The sequence below is a fragment of the Algoriphagus sp. genome (assembly GCF_013373065.1).
GTDB lineage: Bacteria > Bacteroidota > Bacteroidia > Cytophagales > Cyclobacteriaceae > Algoriphagus.
The window spans coordinates 76,171-89,338 of the sequence record NZ_JABXIN010000023.1 but is presented as its reverse complement, the minus strand read 5'-3'; the positions used below and the strand labels follow the sequence as shown (position 1 = coordinate 89,338).

Here is a 13,168-nt window from a genome sequence, read left to right as displayed (position 1 = left end):
CCCAACCTTGGCAAGGTTGTGCTCTACCAACTGAGCTACTCTCGCTTATTTCATTCTCGATTCGTCCAATCGAGCCGTTTGTGGATGCAAAGGTACGGCTACTTGGGATTTTTACAATATTTCAATCAGGAATTTTTTCCAATTTTTCTCCTGGATCAAAATAGAAGTTCTAAAAATCGTAAGAAGCCACGATTTTAACCATCTCTCCCATATTTTTTGCACCCAATTTTCGAAGAATATTCTTTCGGTGAGTAGCAACTGTGTTTGCAGAAATATTCAATTGGTCAGCGATCATTTTGGAAGAGTTGCCATCCAAAATCAACTTGATAATTTCTTTTTCTTTTTTGGTCAGCTTGATTTCCTTATTGCTAGGAGAGTCTTTTGTGACTAGAACCCTGGTACCATCATCCTGAATGTAAGAATAAGTCCAATCGTAGGATTTCAGTTTTGGAGGAGTCTGCATTTGAAAAATTATATGCAAATCCATCGCAAAATTACCCGCTTCGTCAATTAAATAAGGACGGACTTTTGCCATCACCCATTTAATTTCCTGGGTTGTGCGATGCACCCATCGAGTGATATAGGAAAACTCAAAAGTGTGGCGTTCCTTTAAAGAAAGCTGATGAAAATTTTCAAAAACAATCTTTTGAAACTTGAACATCTCCTCCCGATCTTCCGGATGAAGCATGGCAAAGGATGCTTCCATGCCCTTTTTTCGAAAAATTGATTCGGGATAGCCTGTTATTTTTTCCACCTCACCAGTAAAAAAAGCCAAATTCAAATTACGATAATCAAAACAGGCTATTACCAAGCCTTCCCGTAAACCAATACTCTGACTGAGGGTTTCAAGGTTATCAATGAGCATCCGTTCGTTGGGGTGAGTTTCAAACTCCTGCTCTGCCCATTTTTGAAAAAATTTTGTGTATTTATCCTGTTTTTTAAGGTCCTTTAATAATACCTTATCCATAATGCATCTGGGAATTACATTTGAATCAATATATGAATTATCTACAAAATTAATCGAGTTTCTTTTTTACTTCATGAAGTTTTAAAAGTGCCTCGATTGGAGAAATCGTATTGATGTCAATTTGGTCTAAAAGCTCCTTCGCTTCTTTAAATTTAGGATCCATTTCAAAGAGACTTAATTGATAATTGTTTTTTGGAACGGACTTCAATTGATCCTTTCCTTTTTGCAAGTCTTTGTCCTTTTCCAAGTGACTCATAATCTCAGAAGCCCGTAAAACAATAGGGTTCGGCATTCCAGCCATTTGTGCTACATGAATACCAAAACTGTGTTCACTACCTCCTGGTTTTAATTTCCGCATGAAAATGACTTTGTTGCCTACTTCCTTAACTGAAACATTAAAGTTTTTTATTCTCGGAAAATCCTCTGTCAGTTGATTGAGTTCATGATAGTGGGTAGCAAATAGGGTTTTTGCCTTGAATGTTGGATGATTGTGCAAATATTCGACAATGGACCAAGCAATTGATATCCCATCATAGGTAGAGGTACCTCTTCCGATTTCGTCCATCAACACCAAACTTCGGTCGGAAAGGTTGTTCAAGATACTTGCCGTCTCGGTCATTTCCACCATAAAGGTAGATTCGCCTTTTGACAAATTATCTGATGCACCGACACGGGTGAAGACCTTGTCAATAATTCCAATTCGTGCGAAAGAGGCCGGCACAAAACTTCCCATTTGCGCCATCAGCACAATCAAAGCAGTCTGTCTGAGCAATGCAGATTTACCTGCCATATTGGGCCCGGTAATTATTAAGATTTGCTGGCTTTCATGGTCCAAATAAATATCATTGGGAACATAGTCTTCGCCAGGGGGTAGTTGCTTTTCGATGACAGGGTGTCGTCCATCTTTGATTTCTAAGCTATCCGTTTCAGCAATCTTTGGTTTGACATAGTGATTGGATAATGCCACTTGTGCAAAAGAGAGCAATGCGTCCAAGGTTCCGATCACACGGGCATTTTGCTGGATTTGAGTTACATACTGGGCAGCCTCCTCCACTAAAGCGGCAAAGAATTTTTGCTCCAGAGCAACCATGCGCTCTTCTGCATTCAGGATTTTTTCCTCATACTCCTTGAGTTCGGGGGTAATGTAGCGCTCAGCATTGACTAAGGTCTGCTTTCGAATCCATTCTTGGGGAACCTTGTCCTTATGTGCATGTGTGACCTCCAAATAATAGCCAAAGACTTTGTTGTAGGCTATTTTCAAGGAAGAAATTCCTGTTTTTTGAACTTCCCGCTGCTGAATTTGTACCAAAAAATCCTTCCCCTTGCTCGCCAAAGAACGATACTCATCCAGTTCTGGATCTACTCCATCCTTGATTACGCCTCCTTGATGCACGAGCATGGGAGCGTCTTCTTGAAGTTCACGATCGATTTTTTCCAGAAGAAATTCACAGGAGTGAATCTGATCTGCTAAGCGCTTCAAGGTCGGGTTATTCTGTTGCTTCAGGAGATCCTTGATAGGCAAAGAGGCTTTCAAGGCGCGCTTGATTTGATTCATTTCCCTCGGATTGGCCCTGCCAACCACAACCTTCGAAATCAAGCGCTCCAAGTCTCCAATCAATCGGAGGTGAGAAAGCATCTCATCAATCAGAAAGGAATTTTGGAAGAAAAAATCGACAACGTTTTGTCGTTCTTCAATAGGTCCCTTTTCCTTTAAAGGCAAGACCATCCATTTTTTCATCATCCGCGAGCCCATGGGGGTGACGGTCTGATCTAATATTTGAATAAGTGGTACGCCACCTTCGTGCTGAGGAAATACCAATTCCAAGTTTCGGATGGTAAACTTATCTAACCAGACATATTTTTCTTCTGCTATTCGGGAAATCGCTGAAATATGCTGAATTTCTTTATGCTCAGTTTCCTCCAAATAATAAAGAATCCCACCAGCAGCGACTGTTCCCATTTCCAAGTCTTCTACACCAAAACCCTTCAAACTAGCCGTTCCGAAATGATTTTTTAGTTTTTCATAAGCAAAATCATACTGGAAAACCCAATCCTCGCAATGAAACGTGATAAAGTCATTTTTAATCAATTCGGAAGCCTGCTGCTTGGCTGCCTTCGAATAAATGATTTCTGAGGGAGCAAAGCTTTGTAGTAATTTTTCAAGATAAGCCGGACTTCCTTCCGCACACATAAACTCACCCGTGGAAACATCAAGGAAGGCTATTCCATGCTTATCCTTTCCAAAATAGATGGATGCTAGATAATTATTTTTACGAGTATCAAGAACTTGGTCGTTGTAAGAAAGTCCGGGAGTCACCAATTCCGTTACCCCGCGCTTAACAATACCTTTGACGGATTTAGGGTCTTCCAATTGGTCACAGATAGCTACTCGGTTTCCTGCCCGAACCAATTTTGGAAGATAGGTGTCTAGCGAATGATGCGGAAAACCTGCTAGTTCTATATGAGAAGCCGCTCCGTTTGCCCGTTTGGTAAGGACGATATCAAGCACCTTGCTGGCAATGATTGCATCTTCCCCAAATGTTTCATAAAAGTCTCCCACTCGAAAAAGCAACAAAGCACCCGGATGTTTCGCTTTAATTGCATTGTATTGCTTCATTAAGGGTGTTTCCTTGCCATCTTTGGACTTACTCATGCCTACTAAATTCTGTTATTTTTGGGGATTGAATAAAAGCTGAAATTAATCCATAAGCAAGGTAGTTCAAAAAAGATGAAGAAATTAAGCATGGATGAACTCGAACGGCTTTCTGTCGAAGAGTTTAAAGAAACCCAAAAGTCTCCTTTATGCTTGGTATTGGATAATGTCCGAAGCCTTAACAATGTAGGATCTGCTTTTCGAACAGGAGACGCTTTTCGAATCGAGAAAATCTACCTTTGCGGGATTACCGGCAAACCACCCCATCGGGATATTCAAAAAACCGCTTTGGGAGCAACGGAATCTGTAGATTGGGAGTATTGCTCCAGTACTTTAGAAGCAATAGAAAAGCTAAAGAAAGAAGGTTTTCAAATTTGCGGACTAGAACAAGTAGACCGATCCATTTTTTTGCATGAATTCCATCCTCAGAAAGAATGTAAATATGCTTTGGTATTCGGAAATGAGGTATTTGGAGTAGAAGAAGAGGTATTAAAAGCCTGTGACCATGTGTTGGAAATCCCTCAATTGGGGACCAAGCACTCACTCAACATAGCCGTAACGATGGGAATCACGCTTTGGGATTTTATGGTAAAGCTTGAGCAGTTCTAGTCTTGCAAAAATCGGTATCAGAAATCAAAAGACCTCCAAAGTAAAATAAGGCTTATTTATTCAATAAAGCAGTTTTTTGAATTTGATAAAATTAAATTTTAAATAGTTTAAAATCCTAAATCGCTTAGTCTTTTGTGGGTTTTAATCATATTAGAACTAGCCTTCGCTACGATCTTTCCAGATTCTTTTCGGATAACGGATTCCCAATGATTCAGGTTTGCTCCGGTTCGAACCAATTTGGCAGAAACTTCTACTTTTTCACCCAATTTAACAGACGAAAGAAAATCAACATTTAAGTTGATCGTCGTCATTAAAAACTCAGACTCCGTAATAAAATTGGCCATTCCAATCACATCATCCATCATCAGCGAAGCAATACCTCCATGAAGGATTTTAGCAGGATTACACATATCGGGACGGATTTCATACGAAACTTTCGCATAGCCTAATTCCACTTCAAGTAGCACACCAGCTAACCAATTACCCGCTCCTGAAGGCCCCTTATCCAGCGTTTTTCCTATTTGTGATTTAAAAAAATCCAAGTTGGAGTTTGATGTCATGGTTCTTTAATTTTCTATGATCCGAAAATAATCTTCAAATGTTGATATGACGGCTTCTTTTTCAGAATCCGTTTGCCAAAGAGGAATTTTTTGATCTGAGACAAGTAGATAGAATTCTGCTTCTTGCTGTACCAAATCATATAGCTTCGTGACTTGCTTCAAATGATCATATTTATTCCCGTTTTCTAATGAAAGAATTTGTTCATTTTGGCCAAGCAATGCCAAGATCGAAAATGGCCAATCCAATAAATGGGGCTCAATGTAGAGATAGCTTTCATCCTTGGGAGTATTCAAAATTAAAACCAAAAATGTGCTGGGAATGTCCGAACTCATTGAAAATCCTTTATGCCTATATAGTACCATACCGGCATCTTTGCGAACTTCCTGTTCATAATTAAGAGCTTTAAGATTCAAGAAAAATAGGCGGGAGGCTGATGTCATCCGAAATGTAGTATCCTCCCCAGAGTTATTCGCTCGATAGGAATCAAAAAAGGAAAGAAATACCACCAAGACCACAGAAGCCAACCCGAAAATCTTCAAAATCTTGATTAACTCAGGGGTAAAAACAGGGTCTTTGGAGGGCATTTAGTCAAAATGTTGGAGTAATTTCTTTCGAGTTTCCATCAATAAAACCCAAGCAGCTTGGATATGTTTTTCTTCCACATCAGTCTGCCCAATAACCCATCGGATGACAAATTTTCCTTCCAATTTCGTATGCGTGAAAAAAACTTTTCCGGTGGAATTCACGGTATTCATCCATTTCTCATTAAAGGCATTCATCTCCTCAAGAGAATGGTCAGTCATATTATGCCTGAAACAAATGGTATTGAAGGGAACCGGTGCTAAGATTTCCAACCCTTCTTCCGATTCTATCCAGCTTTTTGCTTTCTGGGCAAGTTGTATATGATTTCTTAATTTTTGGCGGATTCCATTTAAACCATAGCTTCGAATCACAAACCACAATTTCAAGGCTCGAAATCTTCTACCTAATTGTATTCCCCAATCACGGTAATTATTTACTTCTCGATCAAGTTGCGTTCTCAAATATTCAGGTGTGAGCGAGAAGGTTTTGATTAAGTCTTCTGGGTTTTTCAGGAATAAAACCGTGCAATCAAAATTGGTAAACATCCATTTGTGTGGATTGAATACGTAAGAATCTGCTAGCTCATGCCCTTCAATAAGGTGCTGAAATTCCGGAAGAAGCAAAGCTGTTCCTGCATAGGCAGCATCGATGTGATGCCAAAGACCATAGCGAGTGGTGATTTTGCTGATTTCCCCAATAGGGTCTATTGCTGTACTGGAAGTCGTTCCCAAAGCCGAAACAACGCATAAAGGCGTATATCCCTTTTCGAGATCTTTTTGGATTGCTTCTTCCAGTAAACTGGGAATCATGGCAAATTTTTCATCCACTGGAATGCGGACCAAATTATCTACTCCCAAACCTGCAATACGTACACCTTTGTCAATGGAAGAATGCACATGAGCAGAAGAATATATACGGAAACGTTCTTTTCCATCAAATCCCTCTTCATTTATCTTCCAGGCAGATTTTCGTTCTCGTGCCGACAAAATTGCACTCAAAGTAGCTGTACTAGCTGTGTCATGAATGACCCCTTTCCAAGCAGAGCTGATTCCTTTGGCGTCTCGAAGCCAGTCACAGACACGTTCCTCAAGTTCGGTAGCCGCAGGAGAAGTAAGCCAAGACATGCATTGTGCTCCGAGAGTTGCCATGAGCATTTCGGCCAAAATCGAGGGTTCTGAATTGTTTGCCGGAAAATACCCAAAAAAGGATGGATGTTGCCAATGAGTCATTCCAGGAAGAATGAGTTGTTGGAAATCCTGAAAAATAGCTTCAAAAGACTCAGAATCTTCAGGCGCATCAGTTGGCAGCTGATTATAAATTTCTCTCGGCTTTGTGTTTGGAGTTACAGGATAATTCTCTTTTTGCTCCAAATAATCAGCCATCCAGTCCACCAACTGGTGGGCATATTTTCTAAAATCCTCTTTATCCATGATTTAATTCCTATCGGACGTACGAACCTGCATTGATATCTATGGATGTTCCAGTAGCGTGGTCTGCCAAGCCCGAACAAAGCAAGGTCACCATCGGAGCAATATCTTCTGGTTGCGTTAATTTATTCAAGGCAATGTCATTCAGGGCAAACTCTTCCCCATATTCAGACAAAATCTGATTTGCCATATCAGTCCGGGTAAATCCAGGAGCGATCAAAAAGGCTTTGATTCCTTGCTTCCCATAATGGCGGGCAATAGACCGGGTCAAGCTGACCAAAGCCCCTTTGGAAGCAGCATAGGCTAAATAATCCGTCGTATCTCCTCTAAAAGCAGCTCTTGAAGAAATCGTTACAATTCTTCCTTCACCCTGGTTTTTAGCTTGATCTACAAATTCTTTGCAAAGAATTCCCACCGCTGTCGCATTTACCGCCATAGTTTTATCCCAGATTTCTAGCCATTTTTTGGTAGATAAACTATCCGGAGCAGCAGGGGAAATGCCCGCATTATTCACTAAACCTGTCAGAGGGCCATATTTCTTGACAATTTTTGGGATAAAACCTACTACTTTCTCAGCATCCGCAAGGTTACATCCTTCCAAATACGTTGGGTTTTTTAGTTGCTTTTGCAAGCTTTCAGCTTCTTTCTGGTTGGAATTATAGTGGATAATTACTTCAGCTCCAGATTCAGAAAGTTGTCTCGCAATTGCTCGGCCAATTCCCCGGGAAGCTCCGGTAACCAATATTCGCTGACCTTTTAGAGAAATCTTCATAGTTTTTTAGGCGTTTACCATTTTTCACGAAGTGCTAAGTGCTGGATATGAGCTAAGTGATGCTGGCCATGCCAGGCATACATATGCGTTACTTCCGAAAGTTTTTGCGTTTGCCCACTCCCAGGATGAAAATAAGTTTTGCTAAAATCTTGTTCATCCATATTTTCCATAACCACAGACCATTTGTAGTGTAGGCTCGCCAAAAGTGAGAGAGAAGAAGCAATCTCCAATTGACTATCGGGTAGCATAGCCCAAGCAACCTCATCATAAGGTTTAATGATGGGGTTTTCTTCGGTTAAAGCCAGTTTGAATCGGATAAAAGCATTCATATGGCTATCCGCAAGATGGTGCACGACCTGCCTTACAGTCCAACCACCGGGCCGGTAAGGGGTATCCAGCTGTGAATCAGTTAAATTAGGAACTGCTTTTTGTAGGTTATCTGGAAGTCTTTTGATTTGATCCAAAGCTTCCTGAAGGTCCGGTTGCTCCGGAATGGAAAAGCGACCGATAGGATATTTAAGAAATTCGATGTCAATCATATCATTCAGACTCCGCCACCTGCGGCTATGGTAGCCAAATCTACTGTTTTTGCGCCATTCTTCCATAGAATATTGGCACAAGCAGCAAGTGTAGCACCGGTAGTCAATACATCATCCACCAAAAGAATTCGACGTTGATAAACTGGTTGATTGGGTTGAATTTCGAATACGCCTGAAACGTTATCAATTCGCTCCAATCGCGTTTTGTTGGTTTGGGTATCTGTCCATTTTGATCGCTCTAACACCTTTTCAACAGGTATTTGAAGTACTTCCCCAATCCCTTTGGCAAATGTTTCGGATTGATTGTACCCTCTTCGATGTAACTTTTGTCTGTGGAGTGGAACGGGCACAATCATATCCCAATCTATAGCATAAGGCTGTTTCAATAAGAGCTTTCCAAAAGAATTTCCCAAGAACTGACCGATTTGCGGTTTATTTCGATATTTCAGTTGGTGAAGGAGACTTTGGCTCATCCCCTTACGGGAAAATTTAAGAAAAGAGATGGCTTTTGAAACCGGACAAAGCCCTTGCAACTTTTGGGTAAGCTCGTTGTCCTCTGGTCTCAGATAATAACTGGCCACCGGAAGCCTATTTTTACAAGGTGAACAAAGACAAAATTCCCAATCAAAAAGATTCCTTCCGCAGTAGTGACAATTTTGAGGAAAAATTAAATCTAAAAATTCCTTGAAAAAAGGGAAACGCTTGGTATTAAAACGCTGTTGTTCATGGGTCATACAGGAATGCTGTATATTTGCAGATTATTCAACACTAATAGGTTAATTTAATGGGTTTATTGGAGGAATTCAACGATTACCGAGCCAAAATGAACGAGAAGATTTTGGCAGAGGACAATAAGGTGATCAAACGGTTCTTCAACTTGGACACCAATGCGTACAGTGAAGGTGCCTTGGATGTCAAGAGCAAAGAAATGATCGGTTTGGCCTGTTCCATGGTTTTAAGATGTGATGATTGTATCAAATACCATTTGGAACAATGCTTCAAGTCAGGAGTAAATCGAAAGGAAATATTCGAGGTATTTTCGATCGCTACTTTAATTGGAGGATCTATTGTAATCCCTCATCTCCGGAGAGCTGTAGAATTCTGGGAAGAACTTGAAAATCAATAAGTAAGGTATGTTCAAAAGAGATCTTGATTTAGAAAAAAGATGGGGAAGACTATTGCTCGGACTTGAGGAAGCGATTGGAAAGAAACCCAAAGATCTCAATGGAGTGCTCTTTCTCATTGGTGTTCAGGAACTTGGACAAGGTACCAAGCATTTCTCAAAGGAAGAAAAGCAGGACTTAATGCACATTGCTATCTGCAAAGTCTTAAGTTATGCCGGTTATTATGAACTGGAATATGTAGATCAGGATGGATGGCCTCATTGGAAACTAATTCGTGAACTTCCGCATTTTGATTTATTAGAACAGGAAAAATTACTGAAAATCCAAGTGTTGGAATATTTCGAAAAAGAATACCAACTGGAAATCGAATAGAAATGAAACTTATCTCTTACAATGTAAATGGAATCCGTGCTGCTTTGAATAAAGGTTTTGCAACATGGCTCCAGGAAGAAAACCCAGACATCATTGGTATTCAGGAACTTAAAGCTCATGAAAACCAAGTAGATACTTCCATTTTCAAAGACTTGGGTTATGAATTGTATTGGTTTCCAGCAGAAAAAAAAGGATACTCCGGAGTAGCAATTTTCAGCAAGATTCCTCCAAAAAATGTTGCATATGGGATGGGGTTGGAGAAATATGACCAAGAAGGAAGAATGATTCGTGCAGACTTTGAAAATTTCTCCTTTATTTCTGCCTACTTTCCTTCAGGAACTACTGGTGATATCAGACAGGACTTCAAATATGAATTTCTGGACGATGTCTATGGATACATGCAGGATCTACGACAGGAATTTCCGAATTTAATCCTGAGTGGTGATTACAATATTTGTCATAAACCAATAGACATTCACAACCCTATATCCAACAAGAATTCCAGCGGCTTTTTGCCGGAAGAACGGGCTTGGATGGATAAGTTTACGGAATCTGGATTCATTGATACATTTCGTCATTTCAACCCAGATCCTCATCAATATACCTGGTGGAGTTACCGTGCTAACGCAAGGAATAAAAACTTAGGCTGGCGTATTGATTATCACATGGCAACTCAACCTATGGAAAGCCGTTTGAAAAGTGCAGGTATTTTGCCGGATGTAATCCATTCGGACCATTGTCCGATTAGTTTAGAATTACATGAAAAATAATACTAGTTGTTGCTAAAAGTCAATATTCAAAATGAACTCAATAAAAATTTCTATTCCTTCTTTGATTGAGAATGTAAAAATCATTGAAAGCTTTATAGACAATGCGCGAGAGCGTTTTGAAATCAATGACGATATCTATGGCAACATCATGATTTCAGTGACAGAGTGTATTAGCAATGCTATTGTTCATGGAAATAGGGGGAATAAGGAAAAGTTGGTCCATTTAGAACTAAAAGCAGAAGAAGACAAGCTGCTTTTTGTAATAGAAGATGAAGGAGAGGGGTTTGAATATGAAAACCTTCCAGATCCAACCGCTCCAGAGAATATCGAAAAAATAGGAGGAAGAGGAATTTTTCTCATCAGACATTTAAGTGATGAATTAAAATTCGAAGAGGGTGGAAAAAAAACGGTTTTATCCTTTTACATGGATTAAGCATGGCCATTCATTTCTTTACCGAGGATATTCGCTTCCAACTTCCAAATAAATTAACAAGGAAACGCTGGCTAAAAGAAATCGCAAGTGGGGAAGGATTTAAAATCATTGAATTGAATTACATCTTTTGCTCTGACGAGTATCTCCACCAAATCAATGTCGATTATCTAAACCACGATACCCTTACGGATATTATCACCTTTGACAATTCGGATGAAAAAGGAAAAATAGAAGGCGATATTTTCATTAGCATTGATCGTGTATTCGATAATGCCAAAACACACCATAGCAGTAATGAGGATGAACTAAGTCGAGTAATCAGTCATGGACTACTTCATCTGATGGGATATAAGGACAAGAAAAAAGAAGATGCATCCTTGATGCGATCGAAAGAAAATTTAGCCATTGATTTATTTCATAAAATCAATGTTCCACGTGGAACTGGAAATTAAAAAGAGTAATGTTCCACGTGGAACAGGTAAATAAAACAAAGATGTTTAACCAGTACGATGTAATTGTAGTCGGCGCAGGACATGCAGGTTGTGAGGCAGCTCATGCCGCAGCAAAAATGGGTTCAAAGGTACTTTTGTGTACCATGAATATGAATACCATTGCCCAAATGTCATGCAATCCAGCAATGGGGGGTGTAGCCAAAGGGCAAATAGTGCGAGAAATAGATGCTTTAGGTGGAATGTCTGGAATTATATCAGATAAATCCATGATTCAGTTTCGTATGCTCAACCGCTCTAAAGGACCAGCTATGTGGTCTCCGAGAACGCAAAATGATAGAATGCGCTTTGCAGAGGAATGGAGATTGGCCTTAGAACAAAACCCTAATGTGGATTTCTGGCAAGAAATGGTAACTGGAATTCTTGTCAAAGAAGGAAGAGTAGTGGGTGTTCGCACAGGTATGGGAATAGAAATTCCTGGAAAATCAGTGGTTTTAACCAATGGAACATTCCTCAATGGCATCATTCACATAGGTGAAAAACAATTTGGAGGAGGAAGAACAGGAGAATCTGCATCCAGAGGAATTACAGAACAATTGGTGGAGTTGGGTTTTGAAGCAGGAAGAATGAAGACAGGGACACCACCAAGAGTAGATGGCAGAAGCTTGGATTACAGTAGAATGGAAGTCCAATATGGGGATGAAAACCCAGAGCAATTCAGCTATTCTGACGAAACAAAACCCTTAACGGAACAACGAACCTGCTGGATAACCTATACAAATAAAGAGGTCCATGAGACTTTGGAGACGGGTTTTGACCGATCTCCCATGTTCAATGGAAGAATTCAGGGTTTAGGCCCACGCTATTGTCCTTCGATTGAAGACAAAATAAATCGATTTGCAGAGCGCGAACGACATCAAATTTTTGTAGAGCCAGAAGGCTGGAATACCGTAGAAATCTACGTCAATGGCTTTTCTACTTCCTTGCCTGAAGATGTCCAATACAAGGCTTTAAGGCAAATTCCGGGTTTTGAAAATGCTAAAATGTTTAGACCTGGTTATGCCATCGAATATGACTTCTTTCCACCTACTCAATTAAATCTAACCTTGGAAACTAAATTGGTGGAAAATCTCTATTTCGCTGGTCAAATTAATGGAACAACGGGATATGAAGAAGCCGGTTCACAAGGCCTTATTGCCGGAATTAATGCCAGTTTAAAAGTTCAGGAAAAGGATCCATTTATTCTCAAGCGATCAGAGGCCTACATCGGTGTACTTATCGATGATCTGATCAATAAAGGGACTGAAGAACCCTATCGAATGTTTACTTCAAGAGCGGAATTTCGATTGTTACTTCGACAAGATAATGCAGATATCCGATTGACTGAAAAAGGCTATAACATAGGTTTGGCAGAACAATCGCGTTATGACAAGGTCCTTGAGAAAAAGGAGAATACAGCAAGACTAATAAATGATTTGAAACAGAAAAAGCTAGATCCTATAGAATCGAATGAAGCATTAGAAGCAATAGGAACTGCTCCAATTAAGGAAAAAACAAGTATTGAGAAGATTTTGAAAAGACCTCAAATCGGTATTGAGGAATTAAAACAAATTGATTCAAACCTCAGAACTTACTTGGAGGGATTTGGAAAGGAAGCATTGGAACAAGCTGAAATCCAGATAAAGTACAATAGCTACATAGAAAAGGAAAGGCAAATGGTCGAAAAATTAGCAAACATGGAAGATTATAAAATCCCAGTTAAATTCGATTATCTTACCATTCCAGCACTTTCAGCAGAAGGAAGACAAAAACTTAATAAGATTAGACCTCAGACATTGGGCCAAGCATCTAGGATCAGCGGTGTGTCTCCAGCAGACCTTTCAATTCTCACGGTTTATCTAGGAAGATAA

At 39.9% G+C, this 13,168-nt stretch carries 15 protein-coding genes; 7 read left to right on the top strand and 8 right to left on the bottom strand.

The features are described 5' to 3' along the window. Positions 1-169: 169 nt before the first annotated feature. Positions 170-967 (bottom strand): LuxR C-terminal-related transcriptional regulator, encoded by a 798-nt coding sequence (locus HWE15_RS14545; RefSeq protein ID WP_290508278.1) that lies wholly within the window; start codon positions 965-967, stop codon positions 170-172. A 49-nt stretch (positions 968-1,016) separates the two neighbouring features. Then, positions 1,017-3,620 (bottom strand): DNA mismatch repair protein MutS, encoded by a 2,604-nt coding sequence (gene mutS, locus HWE15_RS14540; RefSeq protein WP_290508277.1) that lies wholly within the window; start codon positions 3,618-3,620, stop codon positions 1,017-1,019. A 75-nt stretch (positions 3,621-3,695) separates the two neighbouring features. Between mutS and HWE15_RS14535 the strand changes: the two genes are divergently transcribed. Next, entirely contained in the window at positions 3,696-4,229 is a 534-nt protein-coding gene (locus tag HWE15_RS14535) for an RNA methyltransferase (RefSeq protein ID WP_290508276.1), read from the top strand. Between the two features lie 107 nt (positions 4,230-4,336). Here HWE15_RS14535 and HWE15_RS14530 read toward each other — a convergent pair whose 3' ends face one another. Genes HWE15_RS14530 through HWE15_RS16065 form a run of 6 tightly spaced genes read right to left on the bottom strand, consistent with a single transcriptional unit; the run spans position 4,337 to position 8,583 of the window. Next, positions 4,337-4,789, bottom strand: coding sequence for a PaaI family thioesterase (locus HWE15_RS14530; protein ID WP_290508275.1), 453 nt, complete (start codon positions 4,787-4,789; stop codon positions 4,337-4,339). 6 nt (positions 4,790-4,795) lie between these two features. Then, positions 4,796-5,374: a hypothetical protein gene (locus HWE15_RS14525; protein ID WP_290508274.1), complete on the bottom strand. Its 579-nt coding sequence runs from the start codon at positions 5,372-5,374 to the stop codon at positions 4,796-4,798. Continuing rightward, positions 5,375-6,802, bottom strand: coding sequence for a pyridoxal-dependent decarboxylase (locus HWE15_RS14520; RefSeq protein ID WP_290508273.1), 1,428 nt, complete (start codon positions 6,800-6,802; stop codon positions 5,375-5,377). 10 nt (positions 6,803-6,812) lie between these two features. Then, positions 6,813-7,571 (bottom strand): SDR family NAD(P)-dependent oxidoreductase, encoded by a 759-nt coding sequence (locus HWE15_RS14515; protein ID WP_290508272.1) that lies wholly within the window; start codon positions 7,569-7,571, stop codon positions 6,813-6,815. 14 nt (positions 7,572-7,585) lie between these two features. Then, positions 7,586-8,110, bottom strand: coding sequence for a YfiT family bacillithiol transferase (locus HWE15_RS14510; RefSeq protein WP_290508271.1), 525 nt, complete (start codon positions 8,108-8,110; stop codon positions 7,586-7,588). 5 nt (positions 8,111-8,115) lie between these two features. Next, a complete protein-coding gene (locus HWE15_RS16065) occupies positions 8,116-8,583 on the bottom strand; it encodes a ComF family protein (protein ID WP_367204029.1) in 468 nt (155 codons plus the stop codon). Positions 8,584-8,894: 311 nt separating this feature from the next. On the opposite strand from HWE15_RS16065, the gene HWE15_RS14500 reads away from it, so the two are divergent. From HWE15_RS14500 to mnmG, 6 genes are read left to right on the top strand one after another with little or no spacing between them, the layout of a single operon-like run. Further along, on the top strand, positions 8,895-9,236 hold the full coding sequence (locus tag HWE15_RS14500) for a carboxymuconolactone decarboxylase family protein (protein ID WP_290508269.1): 342 nt from the start codon (positions 8,895-8,897) through the stop codon (positions 9,234-9,236). 7 nt (positions 9,237-9,243) lie between these two features. After that, complete coding sequence (locus HWE15_RS14495) at positions 9,244-9,606, top strand: hypothetical protein (protein ID WP_290508268.1); 363 nt, start codon at positions 9,244-9,246, stop codon at positions 9,604-9,606. A gap of 2 nt (positions 9,607-9,608) precedes the next feature. Further along, the gene (locus HWE15_RS14490; protein WP_290508267.1) at positions 9,609-10,376 is read left to right on the top strand and encodes an exodeoxyribonuclease III; all 768 of its coding nucleotides are present in this window, start codon (positions 9,609-9,611) and stop codon (positions 10,374-10,376) included. Positions 10,377-10,407: 31 nt separating this feature from the next. Beyond that, positions 10,408-10,809, top strand: coding sequence for an ATP-binding protein (locus HWE15_RS14485; RefSeq protein WP_290508266.1), 402 nt, complete (start codon positions 10,408-10,410; stop codon positions 10,807-10,809). Positions 10,810-10,811: 2 nt separating this feature from the next. Next, positions 10,812-11,261 (top strand): rRNA maturation RNase YbeY, encoded by a 450-nt coding sequence (gene ybeY, locus HWE15_RS14480; RefSeq protein WP_290508265.1) that lies wholly within the window; start codon positions 10,812-10,814, stop codon positions 11,259-11,261. A 41-nt stretch (positions 11,262-11,302) separates the two neighbouring features. After that, entirely contained in the window at positions 11,303-13,168 is a 1,866-nt protein-coding gene (gene mnmG / locus HWE15_RS14475) for a tRNA uridine-5-carboxymethylaminomethyl(34) synthesis enzyme MnmG (RefSeq protein ID WP_290508264.1), read from the top strand.